Annotated in this window: 22 protein-coding genes; 3 read left to right on the forward strand and 19 right to left on the reverse strand. The window is 73.9% G+C overall.

Annotation, left to right across the window (positions count from 1 at the left end):
- Positions 1-112: 112 nt before the first annotated feature.
- Together ACIBK1_RS16170 and ACIBK1_RS16175 are read right to left on the reverse strand one after the other, a co-directional pair.
- Complete coding sequence (locus ACIBK1_RS16170; RefSeq protein ID WP_396735612.1) at positions 113-2,941, reverse strand: glycosyl hydrolase family 95 catalytic domain-containing protein; 2,829 nt, start codon at positions 2,939-2,941, stop codon at positions 113-115.
- A 162-nt stretch (positions 2,942-3,103) separates the two neighbouring features.
- On the reverse strand, positions 3,104-4,516 hold the full coding sequence (locus tag ACIBK1_RS16175) for a poly(ethylene terephthalate) hydrolase family protein (protein ID WP_396735615.1): 1,413 nt from the start codon (positions 4,514-4,516) through the stop codon (positions 3,104-3,106).
- An 834-nt stretch (positions 4,517-5,350) separates the two neighbouring features.
- On the opposite strand from ACIBK1_RS16175, the gene ACIBK1_RS16180 reads away from it, so the two are divergent.
- Positions 5,351-5,548 carry an alpha/beta hydrolase gene (locus ACIBK1_RS16180; protein ID WP_396735618.1) on the forward strand — a complete coding sequence of 66 codons (198 nt, stop codon included), beginning with the start codon at positions 5,351-5,353 and terminating at the stop codon, positions 5,546-5,548.
- On the opposite strand, the gene ACIBK1_RS16185 is transcribed toward ACIBK1_RS16180, so the two are convergent.
- The 3 genes from ACIBK1_RS16185 to tsaA form a co-directional block, all read right to left on the reverse strand.
- Positions 5,502-6,746: a serine hydrolase domain-containing protein gene (locus tag ACIBK1_RS16185; RefSeq protein WP_396735621.1), complete on the reverse strand. Its 1,245-nt coding sequence runs from the start codon at positions 6,744-6,746 to the stop codon at positions 5,502-5,504. The two genes, ACIBK1_RS16180 and ACIBK1_RS16185, sit on opposite strands and share 47 nt — an antisense overlap.
- 203 nt (positions 6,747-6,949) lie before the next feature.
- The gene (locus ACIBK1_RS16190) at positions 6,950-7,318 is read right to left on the reverse strand and encodes a hypothetical protein (RefSeq protein ID WP_363535129.1); all 369 of its coding nucleotides are present in this window, start codon (positions 7,316-7,318) and stop codon (positions 6,950-6,952) included.
- A 173-nt stretch (positions 7,319-7,491) separates the two neighbouring features.
- Entirely contained in the window at positions 7,492-7,911 is a 420-nt protein-coding gene (gene tsaA / locus ACIBK1_RS16195) for a tRNA (N6-threonylcarbamoyladenosine(37)-N6)-methyltransferase TrmO (RefSeq protein WP_030508016.1), read from the reverse strand.
- A 34-nt stretch (positions 7,912-7,945) separates the two neighbouring features.
- On the opposite strand from tsaA, the gene ACIBK1_RS16200 reads away from it, so the two are divergent.
- Both ACIBK1_RS16200 and ACIBK1_RS16205 read left to right on the forward strand, forming a co-directional pair.
- Positions 7,946-8,554 carry a YceI family protein gene (locus ACIBK1_RS16200; RefSeq protein WP_357320068.1) on the forward strand — a complete coding sequence of 203 codons (609 nt, stop codon included), beginning with the start codon at positions 7,946-7,948 and terminating at the stop codon, positions 8,552-8,554.
- A gap of 30 nt (positions 8,555-8,584) precedes the next feature.
- Positions 8,585-9,430, forward strand: a complete 846-nt coding sequence (locus tag ACIBK1_RS16205; RefSeq protein ID WP_363535124.1) for an NAD-dependent protein deacetylase — start codon at positions 8,585-8,587, stop codon at positions 9,428-9,430.
- Here the strand turns inward: ACIBK1_RS16205 and ACIBK1_RS16210 are convergent.
- From ACIBK1_RS16210 to ACIBK1_RS16275, 14 genes are read right to left on the reverse strand one after another with little or no spacing between them, the layout of a single operon-like run.
- Complete coding sequence (locus ACIBK1_RS16210; RefSeq protein WP_030508019.1) at positions 9,427-10,296, reverse strand: sirohydrochlorin chelatase; 870 nt, start codon at positions 10,294-10,296, stop codon at positions 9,427-9,429. The genes ACIBK1_RS16205 and ACIBK1_RS16210 overlap by 4 nt on opposite strands.
- The gene (locus ACIBK1_RS16215) at positions 10,293-10,898 is read right to left on the reverse strand and encodes a precorrin-8X methylmutase (protein ID WP_030508020.1); all 606 of its coding nucleotides are present in this window, start codon (positions 10,896-10,898) and stop codon (positions 10,293-10,295) included. The genes ACIBK1_RS16210 and ACIBK1_RS16215 overlap by 4 nt, the downstream gene beginning before the upstream one ends.
- Entirely contained in the window at positions 10,895-11,935 is a 1,041-nt protein-coding gene (locus ACIBK1_RS16220) for a HoxN/HupN/NixA family nickel/cobalt transporter (protein ID WP_030508021.1), read from the reverse strand. Before ACIBK1_RS16220 ends, ACIBK1_RS16215 begins: the two co-directional genes overlap by 4 nt.
- On the reverse strand, positions 11,932-12,126 hold the full coding sequence (locus tag ACIBK1_RS16225) for a 4Fe-4S binding protein (protein ID WP_363419682.1): 195 nt from the start codon (positions 12,124-12,126) through the stop codon (positions 11,932-11,934). Before ACIBK1_RS16225 ends, ACIBK1_RS16220 begins: the two co-directional genes overlap by 4 nt.
- Positions 12,105-13,784 (reverse strand): precorrin-3B C(17)-methyltransferase, encoded by a 1,680-nt coding sequence (cobJ, locus tag ACIBK1_RS16230; protein WP_396735626.1) that lies wholly within the window; start codon positions 13,782-13,784, stop codon positions 12,105-12,107. Before cobJ ends, ACIBK1_RS16225 begins: the two co-directional genes overlap by 22 nt.
- 14 nt (positions 13,785-13,798) lie before the next feature.
- Complete coding sequence (cbiE, locus tag ACIBK1_RS16235) at positions 13,799-14,974, reverse strand: precorrin-6y C5,15-methyltransferase (decarboxylating) subunit CbiE (protein WP_396735628.1); 1,176 nt, start codon at positions 14,972-14,974, stop codon at positions 13,799-13,801.
- On the reverse strand, positions 14,968-16,140 hold the full coding sequence (locus ACIBK1_RS16240) for a cobalt-precorrin-5B (C(1))-methyltransferase (RefSeq protein ID WP_396735631.1): 1,173 nt from the start codon (positions 16,138-16,140) through the stop codon (positions 14,968-14,970). The genes cbiE and ACIBK1_RS16240 overlap by 7 nt, the downstream gene beginning before the upstream one ends.
- Positions 16,137-16,949, reverse strand: a complete 813-nt coding sequence (gene cobM / locus ACIBK1_RS16245) for a precorrin-4 C(11)-methyltransferase (RefSeq protein ID WP_396735634.1) — start codon at positions 16,947-16,949, stop codon at positions 16,137-16,139. The genes ACIBK1_RS16240 and cobM overlap by 4 nt, the downstream gene beginning before the upstream one ends.
- Positions 16,946-17,680, reverse strand: a complete 735-nt coding sequence (cobI, locus tag ACIBK1_RS16250; RefSeq protein WP_396735637.1) for a precorrin-2 C(20)-methyltransferase — start codon at positions 17,678-17,680, stop codon at positions 16,946-16,948. Before cobI ends, cobM begins: the two co-directional genes overlap by 4 nt.
- On the reverse strand, positions 17,677-19,005 hold the full coding sequence (locus ACIBK1_RS16255; RefSeq protein ID WP_030508028.1) for a cobyrinate a,c-diamide synthase: 1,329 nt from the start codon (positions 19,003-19,005) through the stop codon (positions 17,677-17,679). The genes cobI and ACIBK1_RS16255 overlap by 4 nt, the downstream gene beginning before the upstream one ends.
- A 7-nt stretch (positions 19,006-19,012) precedes the next feature.
- The gene (cobO, locus tag ACIBK1_RS16260) at positions 19,013-19,627 is read right to left on the reverse strand and encodes a cob(I)yrinic acid a,c-diamide adenosyltransferase (protein ID WP_076434167.1); all 615 of its coding nucleotides are present in this window, start codon (positions 19,625-19,627) and stop codon (positions 19,013-19,015) included.
- On the reverse strand, positions 19,628-21,595 hold the full coding sequence (locus tag ACIBK1_RS16265) for a putative cobaltochelatase (RefSeq protein ID WP_396735642.1): 1,968 nt from the start codon (positions 21,593-21,595) through the stop codon (positions 19,628-19,630).
- Entirely contained in the window at positions 21,592-25,155 is a 3,564-nt protein-coding gene (locus tag ACIBK1_RS16270) for a cobaltochelatase subunit CobN (RefSeq protein ID WP_396735645.1), read from the reverse strand. The genes ACIBK1_RS16265 and ACIBK1_RS16270 overlap by 4 nt, the downstream gene beginning before the upstream one ends.
- On the reverse strand, positions 25,152-26,651 hold the full coding sequence (locus tag ACIBK1_RS16275) for a cobyric acid synthase (RefSeq protein WP_396735648.1): 1,500 nt from the start codon (positions 26,649-26,651) through the stop codon (positions 25,152-25,154). Before ACIBK1_RS16275 ends, ACIBK1_RS16270 begins: the two co-directional genes overlap by 4 nt.
- Positions 26,652-26,688 lie beyond the last annotated feature (37 nt).

Consider the following 26,688-nt stretch of genomic DNA (forward strand, 5'->3'; position numbering starts at 1 on the left):
CGATGCCCGCGTGCGCCGGAGGGCGCGAACGTCTCGGTGTGCAGGGTGCCCCAGGGCGGCAGGATCCGCTGCCGCCCTGACACTCCCTTCCGTCCTGCCCGGACCGGCCAGGTCACACGCCGGTGATGGTCCACTGGTTGTTGGCGTTGTTGTTCGGCGTCCACATGCCGACGGTGGAGCCGGCGGTGGTGTAGCCCATGCCGTCGAGGGCGGTGCCGGTGCCGCGGTTGACGATCTGGTAGCGGCCGTTGCCGAGGTCGTTGAGGCGCCACTGCTGGTTGTTGCCGCCGTTCCAGGCCGCCTGCCTGGCGTTGGCGCCGTTGGCGGTGTTGCCCCAGCTGTCGGCCACCATGCCGTTGGTGCGGTTGACGATCCGATACCAGCCGCCGCCCAGGTCGACGAGCTGCCACTGGAGGTTCGTGCTGCCGTCCCAGTTCCACTGCTTGAGGTTCGACCCCGACGCCACGTTGCCGCCGCTGTCCAGCGCCAGGCCGGTGGAGGCGTTGGCGATCCGCACGTAGGTCGACGGCGTGGTGCCGCCGCCGGACCCGGTCAGGCGGTAGGTGCGGCCGGCCTGGCCGGGCAGCGCGATGACGTCGGCCTCGGGCTTGGTGACGGTGACGGCGCCGCCGGTCTCGGCGTCGACCACCTGGTAGGTGCCGGTGAAGCTCCGGTTGCGCACGTTGACCGTGCCGGCGCGGTCGAATTTGACGAGGATCTCGGTGTTCCCATTGGAGCTCCAGGTCGCGCCCACGGTGTAGCCGCCGCGGCCCCGCAGGCCCTGCACCTTCCCGCTGGGCCACACCGAGGGCAGCGCCGGCAGCACGTGCAGCTCGCCGTTGTGGCTCTGCAGCAGCATCTCGGCGATGCCGGAGGTGGCTCCGAAGTTGCCGTCGATCTGGAACGGCGGGTGCAGGTCGAACATGTTCGGCGCGAGCCGGTCGGTCCTCACCAGGAGGCCGATCAGGTTGCGCGCCCGGTTGCCCTCCTCCATCCGCGCCCAGTAGTTGATCTTCCAGGCCAGCGACCAGCCGGTGCCGTCGTCGCCGCGGAGTTCGAGGGTCCGCCGCGCCGCGTTGTAGAGGGTGGGGGTGCCGCGCTTGGTGATCTGGTTGCTGGGGTGCAGGCCGTACAGGTGCGAGATGTGCCGGTGGTTCTGCTCGGTCTCCACCCAGTCGTACAGCCATTCCTGGATGTTGCCGCGCGAGCCGACCTTCATCGGAGGAAGCCGGTCCCTGGCGGCCAGGACCTGGCTCCGGAAGCTCGCGTCCGTGCCGAGGACCTCGCTGGCCTTGGCGCAGCCGTTGAACAGGTCGCGCAGGATCTGGTTGTCCATCGTCGGGCCGGCGCACACGCTGACACCCGAGTGGTGGGGAAGTTCGGGGGAGTTCGACGGGTTCGTGACCAGGTAGCCCAGGCTCGGCTCCTGCACGAGGGTCTCGAGGAAGAACTGCGCCGCGCCCTTCATCGCCGGGTAGTTCTGCCGGAGGAAGTCGACGTCGCCGGTGAACAGGTAGTGGTCCCAGATCATGGTGGCGAGCCAGGCGCCGCCGGTCTGCCACATGCCCCAGAGCGCGCCGTCGACGACGGAGCTGCCCCGCCATCCGTCGGTGTTGTGGTGGGTGACCCAGCCGCCGGCGTTGTACTGCACCCGGGCGGTGCGGGCGCCGGTCACCGTGAGGTCGTTGATCATGCCGAAGACCGGCTCGTAGCACTCCGACAGGTTCGTGGTGTCGGCGGGCCAGTAGTTCATCGGCAGGTTCGCGTTGAGGGTGTACTTGGAATCCCACGACGGGCTGAGGGAGTCGTTCCAGATGCCCTGCAGGTTGGCCGGCTGGGTGCCCGGCCGCGAGGAGGAGATCAGCAGGTAGCGGCCGAACTGGAACAGCAGCACCGAGAACTGCGGGTCGTTGGTGTTCGCGTGCTGGGCGATCCGCACGTCGGTCGGCTGGTCGGCCGCCGAGGTGCGGCCGAGGTCGAGCGTCGTGCGCCCGAACAGCCGCTGGTAGTCGGCGACGTGCCTGGAGCGCAGGTCGTCGTAGGTCCTGCCGTTGGCGGCGTTGAGGTAGCCCCGCGCGATGCCCTGGTAGTCGCCGCCGGTGTCCTTGTAGTTCACGTAGCTGGAGCCGATGGAGATCAGCACGGTCACGCTGTTGGCGTTCCGCACCTGGAGGGTGCCGCCGGAGCTGCTGACCGTGCCGCCGTCGGCCACGGCCTTGGCCAGCGCCAGGAATCTGACCTTGCCCGCCAGGCCACGCTGGTCGCCCGAGACGCCGTCGAGCGCCACCGTCGTGCCGTCCGGGCTGGAGCGCGTGGTCCGCTGTGGGCTGTCGAACGTCGCGGAGAACGTGATCGAGCCGCCCCTGTCGGCGGTGAGGCGGATGGCGATCACCTGGTCCGGCGCGCTCGCGAACACCTCACGCCGATACCTCACGCCGTTCTGCAGGTACGACGTGGTCGTGGTGGCCGTGGTCAGGTCCAGGACACGGTTGTACTCCGAGACTCCGCTGCTGCTGCCGAAGGTGAGCCGCAGGTTGCCGACGGTCTGGTACGCCAGCTGGGCCGAGGGATTGCCCAGCATGTTCTGGTCGATGAGGCTCTGGGCCTGGCTCCACTGGTTCTGGAAGACCAGCTGCCGGATCTGGCCGAGCGCTCCCGCGCCCCTCGTGTTGCTCTGGTCGTACGGGCCGCCGGCCCAGATGGTGTCCTCGTTGAGCTGCAACCGCTCGGTGTCGACGTTGCCGAACACCATCGCGCCGAGGCGGCCGTTGCCGATCGGCAACGCGCGCAGCCAGTCGGTGCCGGCGCTTTCGTCGTACCAGAGGGCCAGGTCGTTCGCGGCGCTCACCTCGGGAGGGGCCGCCACCGCGGCTCGGGCGACCGCCGTCCATTGGAACGGCGCCAGCGCGGCCCCGGCTCCGACCGCGCCGAATCGCAGCACTTGCCGTCGGGTGAAGTCAGACAATTCACTTCTCCAAGTCCATGGGGGGTAGGGACACGGGGTAGGGACACTCGGAATCGTTTCGACAGTTCCGGCCAGGGGTCCGCTCAAGGCCCGTCCGGAGTCAACGGGACATCGATCGGCGCGACGTGCCGCGATCGATCACGGGCTGGTGCAGGTGAGCGGGGGAGCCGACGGCGTGCCGGTGGCCAGGAACCCGAAGGTGGCCGAGCCGGACGCGGGGATCGTGCCGTTGTAGGAGGCGTTCTTCACCGTCACCGCGGAACCGCTCGTGCTCAGCGTGCCGTTCCACAGCTGGGTGATCGACTGGCCGCTGCCGAGCGTCCACCTGACGGTCCAGCCCTGGACCGCCGAGGGGCCCGCCGTCACCGTGACCGACGCCTGGTAGCCGCCGGGCCACGAGTTCACCGTGTGGTACTCGGCCACGCAGGCGCCCGGCGGCGGCGGTGACGGACTGGCGGACGGGGACGGCGAGGGAGACGGGGACGGCGAGGGGGAGGGGGATGACGAGGGCGAGGCGCTCGGCGACGGCGACGACCTGCCCGGCGGCACGTACGGGCACGTGTCGCGGTACATCGAGATGCCGGTGGAGTCCGCCAGCGGGCACAGGAACCGGGTGTACCGGGTGTCGTCGTCCACCCAGATCTTCAGCCACGGGATCAGCACCCGCATCTCGGTCGTGTTGGCCCGCGTCGCGAACAGGTGGTCCACCCCGGTGATCTCCACCCACGCGCTCGGCGTCGTGGCCGGCAGCGTGCCGTACAGCCCGTTGAGATACGACCGCGTGACGGTTGTGTCCCGCTGCCCGGAGATGAACATCGTCGGCACCCGGTCGTCGTAGAGGTCGTAGTTGCCCACGGGAGAGCCGGGCGCGAGCCCGACCCCGGCCTTGAGGGAGGGCCGCCGGAGCAGCGCGCTGAGGACCCCCGCGCCGCCCGCCGAGTGTCCGACGACCGACAACCGGTTCGGGTCGACCCGGTCGCGTACCGGACTGCGCTGGGTGAGGTAGTCCAGGGCGGCGAGCAGCTGGGTCCCGCGGGCGTCCGCGCTGTCGGTGCGGCTGTTGGTCTCGATGCCGATCACCACGAAGCCGAACGACGCGAGCCAGGGCCCCATCCAGGCCTCTTCGTCGGCGAACAGGGCGGAGTAGCCCGGCACGATCGCGACTCCGCCGAACGTCCCCTGACTGGTGTCGGTCGGGTAGTAGACGACTCCGCCGCCGAAGCCGTTGCCGGCCGGCACGCTGGTCTGGGCGGTCGCGAAGGTCCCCCTGGTGGCCGCGACGCTCTCCACGGTGGGGTTCGGCCCGCGCTGGAAGGGATTGTCCGCGGCCGACGCCGGGCCGGTCGCGATGGCCGCCGACAACAGCCCGAGGACGGCCACCACCGCCGCCACCGTCCGGCCCACCGTCCGGCCCATCGTCCGGCCCATCGTCCGGCCCATCGCCCGGCCTGTCGCCCGCCGGAGCGACCGGCTCCGCGAGCCGGGCCCGGACGCGGACGGGTCCGCGGGTGGCCGCCGGGTTCCCGGCGGCGGAACGGCGCGTGCGCCCATGCCTGAGCCTCCATCACTGCGACCAGAGAAAGGGGAAACGCGGGGGCATTCAGCGCTGGACGCCGTGCTCTCGGGCAAGGAGTGCACACCACGAGGGCGTCGCGAACGGCAGGCCTCCGCCCCGCGCACCACCACCGGACAGCGGGAGACCGCCTCGGGGCTCAGTGTGGAAACCTCGCCGAAATGTGTCAAGAGTAGGGTTCCGCTGAGAAAGTCCGGCGCAGCGTAAACCATCCCGTGATCTCGAACCGCCGCGGCCGGTGTGTGATCCGGGAGCGCAGTCATCGGATGAACGTTTCATTCGCCGTCGTCGCCGGGAAGCTCCGAGAGTTCCCTGATGCGGCAGCTGGGCCGCGTTCGCGCCCTCCCGCGTTCGGGTCCGCACCTATCGCGCCACTTGACAGCGGGCCCACGCCTCCGCTTTGCTCCGCTCCACCACCACCGGCCGATCTCTCGATGTGGAGGAGGACGAAGACGAGGTCAAAATGTTAACGCTAACAATCATCCGAGGGCATGCCGGCCGCTAGCGCGTCCGAGGCGGGGCCAAGAGGCACCCGTTGGCGGTCACGACCGAAGCCTCGCTCGGTGCGGAAGCACTCGGTGGACTCCTCCCGCTTCGGCACCAGCCGATCACCTACCCGCGGGTCGGCCACTCCGCGGGCCCTTCCACGTTCCGGGCGTATGACACGGCGCGCAATACGGTCTCGGTGCCGGCTCTGTCCGGGCTGGAATGCAGTCTCGGGGACGCGGGCGCATGCGTTCGCCCACGAATCATTGACGCCTTTCACCATGCCGGGAAAGGCCGGCCGGTGCCCGGGGACGACGCTGCAAGGCATGCCGACGCCCGGGTCCGATCCCGGTCTCGTGGTCGGCGTGAGGAACAACCCGGCCACGCCGTACCGGTGGGCGCCGCGCCTCGCCGCCCAGCTGGGCACCGCGGTGCTGCTGACGTTGAGCGGCGAGCTGCGGCCTGGTCAGCCGAGGGTCACAGGCCGTAGGACGGGAACAGGTCCGTATTCGGCCAGGAGGTGACGCGGTCGGCCGCCACATGTAACGGGTAGTCGATGTCAGCGGTGTAGTTCTGGCCCAAGGCGTCGTCCCACCGGTTGAAGAGCACGATCCAGCTCAGCCCGTCATACCGCCGGACCATGAGGGTGGAGGTGCCGGGATACGCCCCGTCGTGCCACGTGTTCAGGGCGCTGCCGATGGGGCGGACAGACCAGCCCATGCCGTAGTAAGAGCCGCTCCATGGGACTCCGTCGGGCGGGGCGAACATCTGCCCGATAGTCGACGAGGTGAGCAGGCCGGGAGCGTCGAAGATCGTGGTGAACTTCGCCATGTCGACGGCCGAGGAGAGCCAGGCGCCGTGCGCGGCCATGTTCTCGAGATTGAACGTCCCGTACGGCAGGGGCACCTGAGCCCCGGAGTTGTCCATCACGGTCGTATCGCTGTACGGCGAATAGTAGGGGACCTCTGTGGACCGCCGTAGGCTCTGCGCCGTGCGGCCCTGCGCCATCCGGGTGATCTTCACCGGGGAGAGCACGTTCTGCCGCACGTAGGTGGCGTACGGCAGGCCGGTGACAGTCTCGATGACCTTGCCGAGCAGCATGTAGCCGTAGTTCGAGTAGGCGTACCTCAGGCCGGGGTCGAAGTCCAGCGTGCGCGTGGACACGTAGTCCATGATGTTCGCCTGCGTCACCGGCAGCGGCACCTGGAGTGCGCTGCTGATGGTGGCATCCTCCCGATACATCGGATCGAACCCGGATACGGATCGATCCCAGCCGCCAAGGTGTTGCAGCAGGTGACGCACGGTGACGTTGCCGAGGCGGGAGTCGGCGGCCGTGCTGAGCCCCAGCATCGGCGCCACCGTGGCCGACAGACTGAGCCTGCCGTCCTGGACAAGCTTCATGATCGCGGTGGCCGTGACCGGCTTGCTCACGCTGGCCAGGCGGAACAACGACGTCGGCTGGGCCAGGACAGGGCCCGACGTGGAGTTGTATCCCCGCGCGAGCATCAGCTTGCCCTGCCGCACCACGGCGAGCGAAGCGTACGGGATGCTCCGCGACTCCATGAAGCTTCTCATCAAGTCGTCGAAGGGCGGTAACGAGCCCGAGCCGGTGACCGTCCAGGGAGGGGGAGTGTCGGCCGCGATCGCCGAGCGGGCGGGCAGCGCGGCGGCTCCCATGACGATGCCCGCGAGCAGGCGCAGCGAATCCCTGCGAGTCAGCATGAGTGGATCCCCGTTCTCCGGTCAGCTGGAACTATGGACAGCAATAAGAGCGAAGATCGTGCTTTAGTGTGACATCCACATCGAACCTTTGTGATCGTGACTAGCGGCCGTCTTCGATGGCTTGCGGTGATTTCCGGACCCCCTCCGCCTCCTCCACCGGCCTGACCGGAAAGATCAGGTCGGTTCCGCCCTCTCGTAGGCGGCTACGAGTTGTGGATGCGGATCGTCATCCGGGGACAGTTGTCCAGACGGCCGTAGTAGCTGTTGGTCAGGCCGGAGATCCGCCAGCGGTTGGTGGCACCCGTGCCGCGGCCGACGACGTGGCCGTTGGTGGCGTCGACGACCTTCCAGCGGATCTCGCTCGCGTCGCACAGCGGGTTGCCGATGTACGACTCGAAGGTCGTCACCTCGATCCAGCCATTGATGGCCGAAAGGTTCCCCGTGGAGCAGGTCGTCCAGAAATTCTGGACGGTGCACTCCGAGTTCGCCGCCCAAGCCGGCGCCGTCGGCAGCACGGTCACACCGGCTCCGAGGGCAAGAGCGGCCGCTGCCATTCCCTTGCGAATACGCATTTTTTCGTTTCCTCGCTCGTACGGAACGGATGTCGACGAGCGAAGCGCTTAGCGGTATAGGCCCGGTATAGGCTTCCTGTCCATCTCTGTGATCTGCGCGGATGCTCGGTCTGTTCGCCGTGGGCGTCCCCTCAAGGAGTTGAATCTACAATGTAAAGGGCGCTGGACGATTGTCACCGCTCGGCAGCGTCGAGCACAGGCTTGACGTCGATCACAGGAGTGCCGTCGATGGCTTCCAGGGGGTGCACGCGCAGCCCCCGCGCCGGGTCGGCCTCCAGGACCGTGACCCGGTGCAGGCCGATCGGGTTGGGGCGGTCCGGGGAGCGGGTGGCGAACACGCCGGTCAGCGGGTTGCTCGTCTCCCCGCGTGGGTGGATGCGCAGGGTCTCGCGGTCGGCCTGGTGGAACCAGGTGAGGACGAGCACCTCGTCGCCCGCCGTCACCCCGTCGAGCGCCTCCGCGACGGCCGGGTCGACCTCCAGCCAGGCGTCCGGCGCGCCCTCGCGCCCCTGCCGCGGCGCCTCGCCGCGATCGGTCAGCACGGACCGCACGACTCCGACGGGCCGCACGCTGAATGTCCCGGGCTCACTCATGATCCCTCTCCTTCCGGGTGATTGGATCACCACGATGTCATCCGGCACCGACATCTCCGGTCCGTTCCGCGGGAATGCCCACGGAATGGACGTCGAGGCGGGCACGTACGCGTTGGGGCCGAGGTCCGGCCGGCTCCTGGTCCTCACCGGCCGCGCCGGGCTGGGCGCAAAGGCCGGGCACGATCTGACGATGGAGGTCACCCGGTGGCGAGGCGAGGCGGTCGTGACGCCGGACGACCCGGCGGGCTGCCGGGTGACGGTGGAGGCCGAGGTGGCCTCGATGCGGGTCAGGGAGGGCACGGGCGGGGTCAAGCCGCTCACCGACTCCGACCGGGTCGAGATCGAGAAGAACATGCGCGACAAGGTCCTCAAGGCGGACCAGCACCCACTGGTCACGTTCCGCTCGACCCGGGTCGGGGGCGATCCCGAGGCGTTCCACGTCGAGGGGGACCTGACGATCGCAGGCGTCACCCGGCCCGTCACGGTCGACGGCGCGCTCGCGGGCGGCCGGGCGCGCGGACGGGCGACCGTCGTGCAGTCCGCGTGGGGCATCCGCCCCTACACGGCGTTCTTCGGGGCGCTCAAGCTGCGCGACGAGGTCGAGGTCATCTTCGACGTACGGCTGGGGGAGGGGCGGGGCTGACAACTACGGCGTGTCGGGCACCATGGATGCGTGACTGTGGTGCGCGACGCGGGGATTGCCGAGCGGTGGGGGATGCTCACCGATCTCGTGGCCGACGGCGAGGTGGTGGTCCTCAGCGGGGCCGGCCTTTCGACCGAATCCGGGATCCCGGACTACCGGGGGGAGACCGGTCGCAGGCGCAGAGCCGAGCCGATGACCTACCAGACCTTCGTGAGCAGCGCCCCCGCCCGCAGGCGCTACTGGGCGCGCAGCCATCTGGGGTGGCGTCACATCGTGGACGCCGCGCCCAATGACGGGCACCTCGCGGTCGCCGAGCTGCAGCGCCGCGGCCTGGTCGCGGGGATCATCACCCAGAACGTGGACGGCCTGCACCAGGCGGCGGGCGCGCACGGGGTCGTGGAACTGCACGGCAGCCTGCATCGGGTGCGCTGCCTGGACTGCGGCCACCGCACCTCGCGGCGCGTGCTCGACCACAGGTTGCGCGCGGCCAACCCGGGGTGGCAGGCCAGCTCGGAGATGATCAACCCGGACGGCGACGCCGTCCTGGCCGTGGACGAGATCGAGACGTTCCGCATGGTGGACTGCGAGGGCTGCGGCGGCGTGCTCAAGCCCGACGTGGTGTTCTTCGGCGAGAACGTGCCGCCGTCACGGGTCGAGGAGTGCTACGCGCTGACCGAGCGGGCCGGGCTGCTGCTGGTGCTGGGGTCCTCGCTGACCGTCATGTCCGGATACCGGTTCGTCCGGCGCGCCGCGGCCTGCTCCATCCCCGTCGCGATCATCAACCAGGGGCCGACCCGGGGCGACGGCGAGGCGCTGATGACCTTCGACGCCCCGCTCGGCGCGTCCCTCACCACCCTTCTGCGCGGCATCTCCTAGACGTGCGCGTGCGCCGGGTCGTCCGGGTGGTGGTGCGGGTGCTGGGCGGCGCCCACCCGATGCTCGTGACCCGGCAGCGGCACCCGGTAGAGACAGGTGTCGCAGTTCATCCGGATGTCGCCGCGCAGCGCCTCGTGGTAGCGCTCCAGCACCAGGCCGGCCAGGGCGGGCGCGGGTCCGATGACGCCGGCGAAGCGCACCTCGACTTCCGGACGCGCCGCGGCCCACTCACGTGCCTGCGCCACCGTGCGGTCCGGCAGCACGCCGCTGAACAGGAAGTACGGCAGGACGACGATCCGGCGGGCGCCGAGCAGCCGGGCCCGTTCGAGCGCGGCCGGCACGCCGGGGCCGGCGAGGCTGATGAACGCGGGCTCGACGCCGGCCAGGCCGCGTCCCTCCCACAGCAGCCGGGCCACCTTGACGTGCTCGGCGTTCGCGTCCGGGTCGGAGGAGCCGCGGCCGACGAGCACGACGGTCGTCTCCGGGCGCTCGGACGGGTCGAGCACGGCGTCCAGCCGCTCGTCGAGCAACTGGAGCAGGGTGGGGTGCGGTCCGAGCGGCCTGCCGTACGCGTAGCCGAGGCCGGGGTGGCGGAGCGCCTCCCGCTGCAGCGCCGCGGGCACGTCGCCCTTGGCGTGCCCGGCCGCGACCAGCACGAGCGGGACCACGCCGAGTCTCGTGTGCCCGGCGCCGGTCAGCGTCGCGACCGCCTCGCGCAGGGGCGGGCGGGACAGTTCGATGAACCCCCCGGCGACCGGGACGGGGGAGCGGGCGGCCACCTCCTCGACCAGAAGGTGGAAGTCGCGGACTCCGGCCGCGTCCCGCGTGCCGTGGCCGACGAGGAGCAGCGCCGGCGAGCCGGTCATAGTGAACCCTCCAGGTTGTTCGGGGCTTGGTTGTCACGGGCGTAGAGCAGCGCGTTGACGGCGGCGGCGGCGACCGCCGAGCCGCCCTTCTCGCCGCGGTTGCTGACCGCGGGCAGTGCCGACGCGCGCAGGGCGGCCTTGCTCTCGGCGGCGCCGACGAACCCGACCGGCAGGCCGACGACGAGCACGGGACGGACACCGAGCCGGAGGATCTCCTCCAGTGCGGTGGGGGCGTTGCCCACGACCCACACCGCCCCCGGGCCGACCTCGTCGTACGCCAGGCGGACGGCGGCGGCACTGCGGGTCAGGCCGTCGTGCGCGACGGCCCGGCGGACGTGGCAGACGGGGGTGACGGCGGTGATGCCCGCCGCGACCATCTCGACGTCGGTGACGACGGGGGCCCCGGCGCGCAGGGCGTGCGCGGCCCGCCGCAGGTCCTCCTCCGCCGAGACCACCAGGTCGGTCAGGTAGTCGAGGTCGGCGCTGGCATGGATCACCCGCTCGGTCACGGCCCGGGTCAGCGGCGGCAGCCCGGAGGTGTCGGCCCGGGAGCGCAGGATCTCGTACGACCGCGCCTCGATGGGGTGGACGGCCCTTCTCACTCCGCGTACCTCCTGCCGAGCCCGGACAGCCGCCACACGAGGGCGGCGCCCGCCCAGACGACGGCGAACGCGGCGACGATGGCGTAGCCGAGCACTTCGAAGTGCTCGGCGAGCGACCCGTACGCCTCGAACGGCCCGCCGAGGAGCCCGGCGAGGTAGACGCTCGCGATGAAGGCGGCCACGACGACGGTCATCCCGGTCGTCGCCGCGTTGTAGTAGAGCCGCCGGGCGGGGCTGCGGTGCGCCCAGGAGTAGGCGCGCGACATCAGCAGGCTGTCGGCGGTGTCGCAGGCGGTCATCCCGGCCGCGAACAGCAGGGGCAGCGTCAGCACCGCGAGGGCGGGCAGCCCGCCCTGCGCCGCCGTCCCGGCCGACAGCGCGAGCAGCGTGACCTCGCTTGCGGTCTCCAGGCCGAGCCCGAACAGGACGCCCACCGGGTACATGTGCCACGACGACCGGATCAGCCCCCGCGCGCGGCGGCCGAGCATCCGGTTGAGCAGGCCGCGGTTGAGCAGCAGCACCTCCAGCTCGTCCCGGTCGAGCGTGCCGCGCGCCATCCGCCGCCACAGGCCGATCACCCCGGCCAGGACGAGGGCGTTGAGCACGGCGACGAGCAGCAGGAACGACATGGCGACCACCTGGGACACCACGCCGCCGACGTGCCGGAACTCCTCGACGCTCTCTCCGGTCGCCGCCGCTCCCGCGGCGGCGGCGACGACCATGGCGAGCACCAGGACGACGGTCGAGTGGCCGAGGGCGAAGAAGAAGCCGACGCCGACGGGGCGGCGGCCCCGCTGCATCATCAGCCGGGTCGTGTCGTCGATGGCGGCGATGTGGTCGGCGTCGAAGGCGTGGCGGATGCCGAGGCTGTAGGCGAGCGTCCCGGCGCCCGCGAACGCCCCGGCCCCGGCCAGGCCGTTCGCGTAGTACAGGTAGAGCGCCCAGCCCGCGATGTGCAGGGCGGCGACGACGGCGACGATGCCGCCGATCCTGGCCCGTTCGCGGGGCGTCCAGGCTCCGTGCGTTTCGACACTCACGCCCGCACCTCCAGTACGGCGTCGACGGGGCATACCTCGGCGCACTCGCCGCAGCGCGTGCACCTCTGATCCAGCACGACGAGCGCGCCGCTGGGCCGGTCACTGGGCCGGATGGCGTGCTCGGGACAGGTGAGCAGGCAGGCGCCGCACCCGGCGCAGGCCTGCGTGACTAGGTAGGCGAGGGCTGCCACGCGTACCCCCTCGGTGTCACGAAGCGGCCCGCCACGACCCGGCTGGACGTGGCGCCGACGATCACCAGGCTGCGCATGGTCACGGCGGACACGTCGAGCCCGGCGAGCGTGGTCAGCGCGACGCTCTCCCCGGGCCGGCTCGCGTCGGTGACCACGCCGACCGGGGCGCCGGGCCCGCGCCGCTCGGCGAGGATCTCCAGCGCCCGGGGAAGCTGCCAGTCGCGGCCGCGCGAGCGGGGGTTGTAGAAGGCCACCACGAGGTCGGCGTCGGCCGCCGCCCGCACCCGCCGCTCGATCGCCTCCCACGGCGTGTGCAGGTCGGACAGGCTGATCGCGCAGTGGTCGTGGCCGAGCGGCGCGCCGAGCAGCGCGCCGGCGGCGAGCATGGCCGTCACCCCCGGCACGCCGACGACGTCGAAGGTGTCGTCCGCGAGGTCGAGGGCGGGCGCGGCCATCGCGTAGACGCCCGCGTCGCCGCTGCCGACGAGCGCGACGGCGTGTCCCTCGCTCGCGAGCCGTACGGCGGTGCGGGCGCGTTCCTCCTCCGCCCCGAGGCCCGACTCGATGACGTGCGTGCCGGGGCGCAGCAGGTCGCGGATCTGGTCGACGTACTGGTCGAGGCCGACCAGGTAGCCGCAGCGGCGCACCTCGGCGACGGCGCGCGGGGTCATCAGGTCGCGGGCGCCGGGGCCGAGGCCGACGATCGCCAGCCTGCCGCGGGGCCGCAGCCGGGCGACGGCCGCGGTCGCCATCGCCGACCTGCGCTTGGGCACCAGAAGCTCACCGCCGTCGGCGAGCGCGGCGGCCTCGGCCACGCTGGGGGTGCCGACGGCCCGGCGGACGACCTCGCTGGGGTGCGGCACCTCGACATCGGCGAGCCGTTCCGCGGGGTGGGTGACGAGCGGCACGCCGAGCGCGCGGGCGGCCGCCACGATCCCGGCCTCGTCCGCCTTCACGTCGGCGGTGGCGAGGCGCGCGACCGAGCGGGGCGACAGCCCGGCCTCCGCCAGCGCGTCGTGGATGAGCGCGAGGACCTCCTCGGCGGCGACGCCCCGGCTCGCGCCGACGCCGACGACGAGGCTCGGCGGCCGGACGACGACGGCCGGGCGCGGCGGGTCCACGATCCTGTCGGTGACGACCACGCAGGGCGGGCGCGGCGAGTCCGACGCGGTGACGGGCAGCGGCGGCAGCGGCCAGGTGACGTCCGCGGTGAGCGTGACCTCCTCGCCGCCGAGCGCACCGTCGACCACACTGTCGAGCATGGCCCGGGTCACGGCGGCGACGTCGCCCTCGACCGGCAGGCCGAGCGCGTCGAGCGCGCCCGTCCCGGTGGCGTCGGTCGCGGTGGTGACGACCGGCGTCGCGCCGAGCACGTCGGCGACCTCGTGGGCGAGCCGGTTGGCGCCGCCGCCGTGGCCGCCGGTCAGGGCCACCGCGAAGCGGCCCGCCTCGTCCACGCAGACCACCCCGGGGTCGTCGTGCTTGTCGCGCAGCAGCGGCGCGAGCAGCCGTACGGCCGCGCCGACCGCGAGGAAGCACACGATGCGGTCGCACTCGCGCCAGGCCCGCGCCAGGTCCGCCACCGGATACGACCGGGTCTCGGGCCAGGCCCGCTCCAGCAGCGCGGCGGCGGTCCTGCCCGCCTTCGTCGCGGTCACCAAGCCGATCACTGTCAACGATGCCCCCATACGAGAAAGACCGGATTGGCCGCGGCCAGCCGCGTGGCGCCGCCGGGCAGATCGGCGAACCTGCTCGCCGCGAGCGACACGCCGCCCACGTCATAGGCCGCGGCGCGCAGCGCGTCACGTGCGGCGGGCACCCGGTCGACGGCGGCGAGCGCGGCGACCACGGTCCGCGCGCCGAGACGGGCGACGTGGCTCACCACGTCCGCGCCGCCCCCGCCGACGAACACGGCGTCGGGGGCGGGCAGCCCGGTCAGGCAGCCGGGGGCATCGCCGTGCACGACCCGCACCTCGGCGCCGTACGCCGCGGCGTTGCGGCGCGTGCGGTCGCACTGGCCGGGGTCGCGGTCGACCGCGACGACGGCGGCGCCGAACCGGGCCGCCTCGACCGCCACGGAGCCGCTGCCGCAGCCGAGGTCCCAGACCAGGTCGCCCAGGCCGGGACCGAGGTGCGCGAGGGCCAGCGCCCGCACCTCCGCCTTGGTGATCATGCCGTCGCGGTGCTCGAAGCACTCTTCCGGCAGCGCCCACCGCTCGGGAGCCGGGCGCGGCGGCGCCGCCCAGCCGCGCGGAGACGGGCGATCGGCGAGGGAAAGCACCACGTTGGGGTCGGCCCACTCCCGCCCGGCGGCCTCCTCGGGCGTGCACGCGGTCACCCGCCGCGAGGCGGTGCCGAGGCGTTCCGCGACCAGCAGCCGGCGTGGCCAGCCGCGCAGCGCCGCGCCGATCTCGGCGGGCCCCGCGCCGGGGGCGGTGAGCACGGCGACCTTCGCCAGCGCCCTGCAGGCGTTGACGGCCCGGCGGGGGTCGCGCCCGTGTGCGCTCACCACGACCGCGTCGTCCCAGCTCAGCCCGGCCTGGCCGAAGGCCGCCGCGACCGAGGAGACGCCCGGTGCGACCTCGACGTCCAGCCCGTGCTCGCGCAGCAGGCGGACGAGGCCGAAGAACCCGGGGTCGCCGGAGGCGAGCACGACGGCCGGGCCGTCGTGGGACTCGAGGGCCCGCACGCCCGCCGTCACCTGGCCCAGCACCACCCGCTCCGCCTGCCGGGGGACGGGGAGCGCGACGAGGTGGCGGGCGGCGCCCACGACCAGCGTCGCCTCGGCCAGCCGCTCGGCCGCCCAGGGGGCGAGCGGCCGTCCGTCGACGCCGATGACCGTCACCACCCGCGTCCCTCCCCGCTGGAGGCGACCGGAGCGTGGCCATCCGGATCCACCATGATCACCGACGCGGTGAGCGTGCCGTCGCAGAACCGCTCCAGCACGTCCTTGACCCGTGCGCACAGCACGCGCCCGGCGGGTTCGAGCAGCCCGGCGGCCTCCCACAGCTCGTACGCGTGCCGGGCGGTGTTGGCCTCGGCGACCCGCCCGATGAGGGCCTCGTCGCCGCCGGCCTCCCGGGTCACCCGGGCCAGCAGATCCTTGTCGATCTTCGATCGGGTGTAGTGGGTCATGAGCACGCCGGCCGCGAGCTTGGTCAGCTTGCCGGCCATGCCGACGAAGAGCACGTCGGTCAGCCCCGCGTCGGCGGCCCTGCGCAGCGCGGCCCCGGTGAAGTCGCCGACCTCGACGAAGCACACGGCGGGCAGGTCGGGCCGCAGCCGCATGGCGGCCCGGTCGGTGCGCCCACCCGTGGACAGCACGAGTGTGCGCTCGCCCTGCGCCGCCATCACGTCGATGGCCTGGACGACCGAGGAACGCCACGACTCGGTGGAGAACGGCCGCACGATCCCGGTCGTGCCGAGGATCGAGATGCCGCCGAGGATGCCGAGCCTGGCGTTGGTGGTCTTGCGGGCCATCCGCTCGCCCTCGGGCACGCTGATGATCACGCGGACGCCGCGCCGTCCCAGGTCCACGACCTCGCCGACGGCCTGGGTGATCTGCGCGCGGGGGACCGGGTTGATGGCCGGGCCGCCGACCTCCAGGCCGAGGCCCGGCCGGGTGACCACACCGACGCCGACGCCGCCGTCGAGTTCGATCCCGGCCTCGGGCCGCCAGGACACGGTCGCGGTCAGATGCGCGCCGTGCGTCGCGTCGGGGTCGTCCCCCGCGTCCTTGACGACGACGGCCGTGGCCTTCGCGTCCGCCACGTCGTAGGAGTCGACCGGCAGCGTCACCCGGCCGCCGCCCGGCAGCGGCGTGTCCACCGTGGACGGGGTGTCGCCGTGCGCGAGCGCGATGCTGGCGGCCTTGGCGGCTGCGGCGCCGCAGGTGCCCGTCGTCCACCCGGTGCGCAACGCCCGTTTGCGCACCCGCATCGTGCGCGGCAGGTCCGGCTCGCGCAGCTCGGGACCGCCCAGTTCGGGACCGCGCAGTTCGGAGGCCTCGCTCATGGCGCGCCGCGCAGTTCGCGCCGGGCCGCCGGGTCGGAACGGCGGTGGCCGTGGAAATGGCCGGGGTGGTAGAGGTGCGAGCGCGTGCCGTGGGCCTCCAGCGCGGGCCCGACCAGCACCAGCGTGTGCTTCCACAGCCGATGGGCGCGCACGGTCGCCGCCAGCTCGTCCAGGCGGCAGCGCAGCACCAGCTCGTCCTCCCAGGTGACCCGGTAGCCGACCACGCAGGGCGTCCCGGGCGGGTAGCCGCCCGCCAGCAGCTCCTCCTGCAACCGGCCGGCACGGGCCGCCGACAGGAACAGCGCCATCGTCGTGCCGTGCGCGGCGAACTCGCGCACGGTCTCGCCCTCGGGCATCGGCGTCTTGCCGCCCTCCAGCCGGGTGAGCACGACCGACTGCGCGACCTCCGGCACGGTCAGCTCCCGCCCTACGGCGGCGGCGACGGCGGTGAAGCTGGAGACCCCCGGCACGACCTCGGTCTCCAGCCCGAGCGCGGCGCACCGGTCGAGCTGTTCCTGGACCGCCCCCCACAGGGCGGGGTCGCCGGAGTGCACGCGGGCCACGCGCAGCCCGTCGCGGGCCGCCTCCTCATACAGGGCGACGACCTCCTCCAGGGGCACGGCGGCGGAGTCGACCACCCGGGCGCCGTCGCGGGCGTGCGCGAGCACGCCGGGATGAACCAGGCTGGAGGCCCAGATCACGATGTCGGCCTCGGCGATGGCCGCCGCGCCGCGCAGCGTGAGCAGGTCGGGCGCGCCCGGCCCCGCCCCCACGAAGGTCACCGTGCCGCTCACCGCCGGCCCGCTCACAGCCTGCCTCCCCGGCCCGTACGCTCCCGGGTCACCAGCAGCGCGGACAGGTAGGGCCCGGCCTCGGCCGGGTCGAGCCCGGCGGCGGGCCGCACGTCCTCCTGCGGCAGTCCGAGCGACGCCCCGTACACCGCGCCGGCCAGGCGGCCGGAATCGCGGACGGCGGCCAGCACCTGGGGCAGCATGCGTCCTCCCTTGTAGGCGACGACGGTGTCGTGGGCGTCGAGCGCCCCACGCAGGGCGTCCAGCCCCGCCGTCAGCGGCATCAGCGCGAGCGACTCGCGTCCCTCGACGAGAACGGTCCCGCTGCTCGCGGCGAGCGCCTGCATGGCGGTGACGCCGGGGACCGTGCGGACCTCCACCTCCGGCACGAGCCCGCGCACGGTCTCGGCCAGGTAGGTGAAGGTGCTGTAGACGTTGGGGTCGCCGATCGTCGCGAACGCGACCGTGCTCGCGCCCGCGTCGTACGCGGCGGCGACGGCCGCGCCCGCCGCGTCCCAGGCCGTGGCGCGCCGGGGGCCGCTGCCCGGAGGGTCGTGCAGGGCGAACTCCAGGCGGGTCACCTCGCGGCCGGTGTGGGCCCGGACGATGCGCTCGGCGCGGCCTTCCTCGCCGGTGTCGGCGACCGGCACCACGACCACGTCGGACTCGCGCAGCACGCGCACGGCCTTCACCGTCACCAGGTCGGGGTCTCCCGGGCCGACGCCCACCCCGATCAGCACGGGACTCATGCGGCGTCCTCCGAAACAGCGGCCTCCACGAGATCACGCGCCAGGCGCGGCGCGCCCGCCCAGTGCGGGTGGAGGTAGGAGGCGTGCACACCACCGTGCACGAACCCCTCCCGCTCCGGCAGCACGTACGCCGGGGACTCGCCGGCGGGCGGGAAGCAGGCGGTGCGGTGGAACTCATGAGCGCGCACGACGGTGCCGTCGGGCCGCACGGCCTCGCGGTAGCCGAGCGTCAGCTTCCCGGTCATCCGCGCCTCCACCGGCAGCACGCCGCACATCGGCGCGCCGTCGAGCGAGGCGGCCAGGTAGAGCAGGCCCGCGCACTCGGCCGCGATCGGCAGGCCGCGGGCGGCGTGGCAGGCCACCTGTTCCCGCAGCGGCGCGTTGGCGGCCAGGTCGGCGGCGTGGACCTCGGGGAACCCGCCGCCGATCACCAGGCCCCGCGTGCCGGGCGGCAGCGCCTCGTCGCGCAGCGGGTCGACATGGGCCACCTCGGCCCCGGCGGCGGTCAGCAGTTCGGCCGTCTCGGCGTAGGAGAACGTGAACGCCGCGCCGGCGGCGACCGCGACCACGGGCCGGCCGGAAACCGGGGTTCCGACCGCGTCGGCGGCCGACCAGGGCGTGGCCGCGAGCGGGGGCGCGGCCGAGGCCAGGCGCAGCACGAGATCGAGGTCGCAGTGCCGTTCGACCAGGGCGCCGAGGGCGGCGACGGCCCGCCGCGCCTGCGCGTCGCGCTCGGCGGCGGGCACCAGGCCGAGGTGCCGCGACGGCACGTGGACGGCCGCGTCGCGCGGCAGGGCCCCCACCACCGGAATGCCCAGGGGCCGCAGCGCCTCGCGGAGGATCTCCTCGTGGCGGGCCGAGCCCACCCGGTTGAGCACCACGCCGGCGACCCGTACGGACCGGTCGAAGGTGGCGAAGCCGTGTACGAGGGCCGCGACGGACGCCGACTGGGACGACGCGTCCACCACGAGCAGCACGGGCGCGCCGAGCAGGCGGGCGACGTGCGCGGTGGATGCCTCGGACGTGGGACCACGCCCGTCGAACAGGCCCATGACGCCCTCGACCACGGCGATGTCCGCGCCGCGCGCGCCGTGCGCGAACAGCGGGGCGATCAGCTCCTCCCCGGTGAGGAACGCGTCGAGGTTGCGGCCGGGGCGGCCGGTGGCGAGCGCGTGGTAGCCGGGGTCGATGTAGTCGGGGCCCGCCTTGTGCGGCGAGACGGCGAGGCCGCGCGCGGTCAGCGCCGCCATCAGCCCGGTGGCCACGGTGGTCTTGCCCGCGCCGGAGGCGGGGGCGGCGACCACGAGCCGGGGGATCGTCACCATTCGAGCGTCACCATTCGATGCCCCTCTGGCCCTTCTGTCCCGCGTCCATCGGGTGCTTGACCTTGGTCATCTCCACGACGAGGTCGGCGGTCTCGACCAGGCGGGGATCGGCGTCCCTGCCGGTGATCACCACGTGCTGGCGGCCGGGCCGGGCGCGCAGGGTCTCGACGACGTCGTCCACGTCGACCCAGCCCCACTTCATCGGATAGGTGAACTCGTCCAGCACGTACAGGCCGTAGGTCTCGGCGGCGAGGTCGCGCCTGATCTGCGCCCAGCCCTCGCGGGCGTCGGCGGCGTGGTCGGCCTCGGTGCCGGGCCGCTGGATCCACGACCAGCCCTCGCCCATCTTGTGCCAGGTCACCGGGCCGCCCTCGCCGGTCTGCTCGTGCAGCCGGCCGAGGGCGCGCAGCGCGGCCTCCTCGCCGACCCGCCACTTGGCGCTCTTGACGAACTGGAACACCCCGACGGGCCAGCCCTGGTTCCAGGCGCGCAGCGCCAGGCCGAAGGCGGCCGTCGACTTCCCCTTCATCTCCCCGGTGTGCACGATGACCAGCGGGCGGTTGCGCCGCTCGCGCGTGGTCAGCCCGTCGTCCGGCACGCCGGCCGGTCTGCCCTGCGGCATCTACGCCACCTTCCTGACGTCACGCACCACCGCGGCCAGGTGATCGGCCGCCAGCTCTTCCAACCGGATCGCCGTCCCGCCGAGCGCGGCGGCGAGCCGCCCGGCCAGGCCGAGCCGTACGGGGCCGTGCTCGCAGTCGACGACGACGCTCGCGACCCCGGCGAGCCGCCGGGCCGTGACCACCGGGTCGGGACCGCTGGTGTGGCGCCCGTCGGTGACGACCACGAGCAGCGGGCGGCGGCGGGGGTCGCGCAGCCGCTCGGCGGCCAGCACCCGTTCCGCCCGGCGCAGCCCGGCGGCCAGCGGGGTGCGCCCGCCGGTGGCGAGCCGGGCCAGCCGGCCGGAGGCCAGCTCGACGCTGGAGGTCGGCGGCAGCGCGACCGTCGCCTCCTCGCCCCGGAAGGTCACCAGCCCGACCTTGTCGCGGCGCTGGTAGGCGTCCAGCAGCAGGGACAGCACGGCGCCCTTCACCGCGCGCATCCGCGTCCGCGCGGCCATCGACCCGCTCGCGTCCACGCAGAACAGCACCAGGTTCGACTCGCGTCCCTCCCGCAGGGCCTCACGCAGGTCCTCGCGGCGCAGCACCAGTCCGGAGCCGGTGCGGCCGCGCCCGCGCTGGTGCGGCGCGGCGGCGGCCAGCGTCGCCGGCAGGTCGAGCCGGCGCAGCCGTCCGTCCGGGGTGCGGGCGCCGACGGCGCGCCCGGACTCGCCCGTCGTGCGGCCACGCCGGCCGGCGGGCCCGCCTCGGCCCACCGCCTCCGGCGCGAGGAGCCGGGTCCGATAGGGCGCTCCCGGAGACTCGGGCCTCCGGCCGCCCGTCCCGCCGCCCTCGCCGGGCGGCGCGTCCGCGGGCTCTCCACCCGGGGCGCCCCCACCGCCCGGGCCGTCGTCGTCGGGCCCGTCGTCGGGCGCGTCGTCGGGCGCGTCGTCGCCGGAATCGTCGTCCGGGGAGAGCGCCTCGGAGAGAGCCTGTTCCAGCCGCTCCTCGTCGAGCCCCTGGCCGGGGTCGTCGAACGGGTCGCGGCGGCGCCGATGGGGGAGCGCCAGGCGGGCGGCCGTCCGGACGTCGCCGGGGGTGACCTCGTCCCTGCCCTCCCAGGCGGCCAGGGCGACGGCCGTACGCGCCATCACGAGGTCGGCGCGCATCCCCTCGACGTCGAAGGCCGCGCACACCGCCGTGATCCCCCGCAGCGCGTCGTCGGGCAGGGTCACGGCGGGCAAGCGCTCGCGGGCCGCCGCGATCCGCAGCGCGAGGTCGCGCTCGCCGCCGGCGTACGCGCCGGTGTATCCGGCCGGGTCGGCGTCGAAGGCGAGGCGGCGGCGCACCACCTCGGCCCGCTCGGCCGGGTCGCGGGACGCGCGCACCTCGACGGCCAGGCCGAAACGGTCGAGCAGCTGCGGCCGCAGCTCGCCCTCCTCCGGGTTCATGGTGCCGACCAGCAGGAAGCGGGCCGCGTGGCGGACGGACACGCCCTCGCGCTCCACGTGGGCCACGCCCATCGCCGCCGCGTCGAGCAGCAGGTCCACCAGGTGGTCGTGGAGCAGGTTGACCTCGTCCACGTACAGCACGCCCCGGTGGGCCGCCGCCAGCAGGCCCGGCTCGAACGCCTTGACGCCCTCGGTCAGCGCCCGCTCCAGGTCGAGCGACCCGGCCACGCGGTCCTCCGACGCGCCCACCGGCAGTTCCACCAGCCGTGCCGGGCGCGTCTGCGGCGACAGGCCGCTCTCGTGCGGGCCGTCGGGACACGACGGGTCGGGGGCGGCGGGGTCGCAGGAGAACCGGCAGCCCGCCACCACCGCCACCTCCGGCAGCAGCGCCGCGAGCGACCGCACCACGGTCGACTTCGCCGTGCCCTTCTCGCCCCGCACGAGCACGCCGCCGATCGCGGGCGACACGGCGTTGAGCAGCAGCGCCAGCTTGAGGTCGTCGTGCCCGACCACCGCGCTGAAGGGGTATCCCACGATCATTTGCCCGCCTCCAGGTCGCCTTCCGTCTCCAGGTAGGCCGCGCGCAGCCCGTCGAGCGTCTCCGGCCGCGGGCGCGCCCACAGCCCCCGGTCGGCCGCCTCCAGCAGCCGTTCGGCGATGCCGCGCAGCGCCCAGGGGTTGGACGCCCGCATGAACTCCCGCACCTCGGGGTCGAAGACGTAGGAGGAGGCGAGCGACTCGTACATCCAGTCGTCGACCACCCCGGCGGTGGCGTCGAACCCGAACAGGTAGTCCACCGTGGCCGCCATCTCGAACGCGCCCTTGTAGCCGTGCCGCCGCATGGCCCCGATCCAGCGCGGGTTGACCACCCGCGACCGGAACACCCGCCGTGTCTCCTCGCCCAGCGTCCGGGTGCGCACCGCGTCGGGAACGTGCGAGTCGCCCACGTACGCCGCAGGGGACCTGCCGGTCAGGTGACGGACCATGGCCACCATCCCGCCGTGGTACTGGAAGTAGTCGTCGGAGTCGGCGATGTCGTGCTCGCGGTTGTCCTGGTTCTTGGCCGCCACGTCGATGCGGCGGAACGCCGCCTCCATGTCCGCGCGGGCCTCCCGGCCGTCGAGGCCCCTGCCGTACGCGTAGCCGCCCCACACCGCGTACACCTCGGCGAGGTCGGCGTCGTCGCGCCAGTTGCGGGCGTCGATGAGCGGCAGCAGGCCGGCGCCGTACGCGCCGGGTTTGGAGCCGAAGACGCGGCTGGTGGCGCGGCGCTCGTCGCCGTGCCGGGCGAGGTCGGCGTGGACGTGCGCGCGCAGCGGGTTGACCTCGGCGGGCTCGTCCAGCGCGGCGACCGTCCGTACGGCCTCGTCGAGCAGCGCCACGACGTGGGGGAACGCGTCGCGGAAGAATCCGCTGATGCGCACGATCACGTCCACGCGGGGGCGGCCCAGCTCCTCGGCCGGCATGACCGCGAAGCCGGTCACCCGGCGGGAGGCGTCGTCCCACTCCGGGCGCACGCCGAGCAGGGCCATGATCTCGGCGATGTCGTCGCCCTGGGTGCGCATCGCGCTGGTGCCCCAGACCGTGAGCCCGACCGTGCGCGGCCACTCGCCGGTGTCGGCGCGGTAGCGCTCGACCAGCGAGGCCGCGAGGGCCGACCCGGTCTCCCAGGCCAGCCGGGACGGGATGGCCTTGGGGTCCACCGAGTAGAAGTTGCGCCCGGTGGGCAGCACGTTGACCAGCCCGCGCGTGGGCGACCCGGACGGCCCGGCGGGCACGTAGCCGCCGTCGAGCGCGTGCAGCACGTGCGCCACCTCGTCCGTCGTCCGGTCGAGCCGGGGCACCACCTCGGTCGCCGCGAAGCGCAGCACCCGGGCGACCTCCGGCACGTCCGTGACCGCTCCGGCCGCCGCGGGGTCCCAGCCGTGGTCCTCCATGGCCTCCACCAGCCGCCGCGCCTCGGCCTCGAACGCGTCCACCTGCGCCCCACCGGCGTCCTCGGGCAGTCCGAGGGCCTCGCGCAGGCCGGGCAGGGCCCCGGCGGCGCCGGCCCAGACCTGGCGGGCGCGCAGCACGGCGAGCACGAGGTTGACCCGGGCCTCCCCGGTGTGGACCTGGCCCAGCACGTGCAGGCCGTCACGGATCTGCGCGTCCTTGATCTCGCACAGGTAGCCGTCCACGTGCAGCAGGAAGTCGTCGAACTCCGCGTCCTGTGGCCGCTCGTCCACGTGCAGGTCGTGGTGGAGCTGGGCGGCCTGGACGAGGGTCCAGATCCGCGCGCGTACGGCCGGCAGCTTGGCCGGGTCGAGGGCGGCGACGGTGGCGTGCTCGTCCAGCAGCTGCTCCAGCCGGGCGAGGTCGCCGTAGGAGTCGGCCCTGGCCATCGGCGGGATCAGGTGGTCGACGACGGTCGCGTGGGCCCGCCGCTTGGCCTGGGTGCCCTCGCCGGGGTCGTTGACGATGAACGGGTAGACCAGCGGCAGCGCGCCGAGCGCGGCGTCGGGCGCGCACGACGCCGACAGCCCCAGCCCCTTCCCCGGCAGCCACTCCAGCGTGCCGTGCTTGCCGAGGTGGACGACCGCGTGCGCGCCGAACTCGCGGGCCAGCCACCAGTACGCCGCGAGGTAGTGGTGGCTGGGCGGCAGGTCGGGGTCGTGGTAGATCGCGACCGGGTTCTCGCCGAACCCCCGGGGCGGCTGGATGGCGAGCATGACGTTGCCGAACCGCAGCGCGGCCAGCACGATGTCGGTTCCGTCCACGTAGAGGGACCCGGGCGGCGGCCCCCAGTGGGCGGTCACCGCCTCGCCCAGCTCGGCGGGCAGCGCGGCGAACCACTCCTGGTAGGCGCGCAGCGGCACGCGGGCGGGGGCGGTCTCGATCTGCTCCTCGGTGAGCCACTCCACGTCGTGGCCGCCGGCCGCGATCAGGGTGTGGATCAGCGCGTCGCCGTCGTCCGGCGCGTCGCCCACGTCGTACCCGGCCGCGCGCAGGGCGCGCAGCAGCACGACGGCGGAGGCCGGGGTGTCGAGCCCGACGGCGTTGCCGACCCGGGCGTGCCGGGTGGGATAGGACGACAGCACGATCGCCAGGCGCTTGTCCGCGTTCGGCACGTGGCGCAGCCGGGCGTGCGCGACCGCGAGGGCGGCCACCCGGGCGCACCGCTCGGTGTCGGCGACGTAGACCGGCACGCCGTCGGGCCCGTCCTCCTTGAACGAGAACGGCACGCCGATCAGGCGCCCGTCGAACTCGGGCACCGCCACCTGCATCGCGGCGTCCAGCGGGGTCAGCCCGGCGTCCGAGCCGGCCCAGACCGACCGGGGCGTGGTCAGGCACAGCGCCTGCAGCACCGGCACGTCGAGATCGGCCAGGGCCCCGGCGTCCCAGGCGTCCTCGTCGCCGCCGGCGCTCGCGGCGGCGGCGACCGCCCCGCCCGCGGCGAGCACGGTGACGACCAGCGCGTCCACCGGCCGCAGCAGTTCGAGCAGGTCGTCGCCGGCGCCGCGCAGCGACCCGCAGAAGACCGGCAGGACGTCGGCGCCCGCCGCCTCGACCGCGTCGCACAGCGCGTCGACGAACGCCGTGTTGCCCGACAGCTCGTGCGCCCGGTAGTAGACCACGCCGACCAGAGGACGGCCCTCCCGGCGCGCCCGGCCGGGCCGCACGCCGCAGGCGGGGGTGGGTCTGGGCGGCGCGAAGCCCTCGCCGGTCAGCAGGAGCGTGTCGGACAGGAAACGGCGCAGCTCCGCCAGGTTGTCCGGGCCGCCCTCGGCCAGATACGCCAGCGTCTGCGCCGCGACCCCCGACGGCACGGTGGACAGGGCCATCAGCGCGGCGTCCGGGGCCTGCTCGCCGCCGAGCACGACGGTGGGCAGCCCGGCCGCCAGCACGGCGTCGAGCCCCTCGGGCCACGAGCGCCTGCCGCCGAGCAGCCGGACGACGACGGCGTCCACGCCCTCCACCAGGGCGGGCACGTCCCCGGCGGCCGTACGCGCGGGGTTGGCGACCCGCCAGCCGGTCCCGCCGCGGGTCGCGGCGAGCAGCTCGGTGTCGGCGGTGGACAGCAGCAGCATCCTCGGCGGCGCCGTCGGTGACATCGTCATGGGCGGTCCTCCCGCAGCGTGATCCGGGGCAGGCCGGCGGGCACGCCGCGCTCGATGAGCCGCCACACGGCCTCGGTGTCGAGGTGTTCTTCCACCAGGTCGCCCAGGGCGTCGAGGCGGGCCTCCCGGTGCGCGGCGAACGTGCCGGTCCCCGGCAGCCAGGCCCTGCCGGTGACGGCGGCCACCTCGGCGAGGAAGGCCCGGCGGAATCCGTCGCGCTCGAACAGGCCGTGCCAGGTCGTGCCCCACACCTGGCCCGCCCGGCAGCCGTCGAGGAACGGCTCGCCCGCGTCGGGCGTCACCCGGCCGTGGTGGATCTGGTAGCCCGCGACCTCGTGGCCGCGCCACTCGCCCTGCGCGAGCGCGAGCACCTTGTCCGGCGCGTACGCCGTGCGGGCAGGCAACAGCCCGAGGCCGGGCACCCGGCCCGCCCGGCTCTCCACATCGTCGTCGATGACCGCGCCGAGCATCTGGTAGCCGCCGCAGATCCCGAGCACGGGGAGGCCGTCGGCGGCGCGGCGGCGCAGCGCCTCGTCCAGGCCCCGCTCGCGCAGCCAGGCGAGGTCGCCGACGGTGGCGCGGGTGCCGGGCAGCACGACGAGGTCGGCGTCGGCGAGCTCGGCGGGGGTGGTGACCAGGCGGACGCTCACCCCCGGCTCGGCGGCGAGCGCGTCGGCGTCGGTGACGTTGGACATGCGCGGCAGCCGCACCAGCGCAACGCGCAGCACGTCACGTCCCACAGGCGGGGTGAGCAGACCGGGACGGCTGTCGAGGTCGAGGGAGTCCTCCACGTCGAGCCACAGGCCGGAGCGCCACGGCAGCACACCGAGGCACGGGCGGCCGGTCGTCTCCGTGAGCCAGTCGAGCCCCGGCCGCAGCAGCGCGAGATCCCCGCGGAACTTGTTGACCACGAAGGCGGCGATGTGCCGCTGGTCGTGCCGGTCGAGCACGGCGAGGGTGCCGGCGAAATGCGCGAGCACGCCACCCCTGTCGATGTCGCCGACGACGAGCGCGGGCAGGCCGGCGGCGCGGGCCAGGCCCATGTTGGCGATGTCGCGGTCGCGCAGGTTGACCTCGGCCGGGCTGCCCGCGCCCTCGCAGATCACCACGTCGTAGCGGCGGCGCAGGCCGTCCAGCGCGTCGAGGGCGACGTCGAGCAGGCGCATCTTGTGGTCGCGGTAGGACATGGCGTCCACGTCGGCGTGCGCGCGGCCGAGCACGACCACGTGGGAGTGCCGCTCGCCTGCGGGTTTGATCAGCACCGGGTTCATCGCGGCCTCGGGCTCGACCCGGGCCGCCGCGGCCTGCATCGCCTGGGCCCGCCCGATCTCACCGCCGTCCGCGGTGACCGTCGAGTTGAGCGCCATGTTCTGCGCCTTGAACGGCGCGACCCGTACGCCGCGCCGGGCCAGCCACCGGCACAGGCCGGCCACCAGCACGCTCTTTCCCGCGTCGGAGGTCGTGCCCGCCACGAGCAGGCCGCCGCCGGGCGCCACGTCAGGTGGTGGAGCGCGAAACCGGCAGTGAGGCGCG

Origin of the sequence: Microbispora rosea, assembly GCF_044460045.1 — a bacterium.
GTDB classification, from domain to species: Bacteria; Actinomycetota; Actinomycetes; order Streptosporangiales; family Streptosporangiaceae; genus Microbispora; species Microbispora rosea.

What these genes read in the sequence shown, in the direction of transcription:
- ACIBK1_RS16240 (WP_396735631.1), bottom strand. Translation starts at nt 16,140, where the DNA reads ATGAGCGAGGCCTCCGAACTGCGCGGTCCCGAACTGGGCGGTCCCGAG.
- ACIBK1_RS16265 (WP_396735642.1), bottom strand. Translation starts at nt 21,595, where the DNA reads ATGATCGTGGGATACCCCTTCAGCGCGGTGGTCGGGCACGACGACCTC.
- ACIBK1_RS16190 (WP_363535129.1), bottom strand. Translation starts at nt 7,318, where the DNA reads ATGCGTATTCGCAAGGGAATGGCAGCGGCCGCTCTTGCCCTCGGAGCC.
- cobO (WP_076434167.1), bottom strand. Translation starts at nt 19,627, where the DNA reads ATGCCGCAGGGCAGACCGGCCGGCGTGCCGGACGACGGGCTGACCACG.
- ACIBK1_RS16210 (WP_030508019.1), bottom strand. Translation starts at nt 10,296, where the DNA reads ATGACCGGCTCGCCGGCGCTGCTCCTCGTCGGCCACGGCACGCGGGAC.
- cobI (WP_396735637.1), bottom strand. Translation starts at nt 17,680, where the DNA reads ATGAGTCCCGTGCTGATCGGGGTGGGCGTCGGCCCGGGAGACCCCGAC.
- ACIBK1_RS16270 (WP_396735645.1), bottom strand. Translation starts at nt 25,155, where the DNA reads ATGACGATGTCACCGACGGCGCCGCCGAGGATGCTGCTGCTGTCCACC.
- ACIBK1_RS16200 (WP_357320068.1), top strand. Translation starts at nt 7,946, where the DNA reads ATGTCATCCGGCACCGACATCTCCGGTCCGTTCCGCGGGAATGCCCAC.
- ACIBK1_RS16175 (WP_396735615.1), bottom strand. Translation starts at nt 4,516, where the DNA reads ATGGGCGCACGCGCCGTTCCGCCGCCGGGAACCCGGCGGCCACCCGCG.
- ACIBK1_RS16185 (WP_396735621.1), bottom strand. Translation starts at nt 6,746, where the DNA reads ATGCTGACTCGCAGGGATTCGCTGCGCCTGCTCGCGGGCATCGTCATG.
- ACIBK1_RS16255 (WP_030508028.1), bottom strand. Translation starts at nt 19,005, where the DNA reads ATGGTGACGATCCCCCGGCTCGTGGTCGCCGCCCCCGCCTCCGGCGCG.
- tsaA (WP_030508016.1), bottom strand. Translation starts at nt 7,911, where the DNA reads ATGAGTGAGCCCGGGACATTCAGCGTGCGGCCCGTCGGAGTCGTGCGG.
- ACIBK1_RS16180 (WP_396735618.1), top strand. Translation starts at nt 5,351, where the DNA reads ATGCCGACGCCCGGGTCCGATCCCGGTCTCGTGGTCGGCGTGAGGAAC.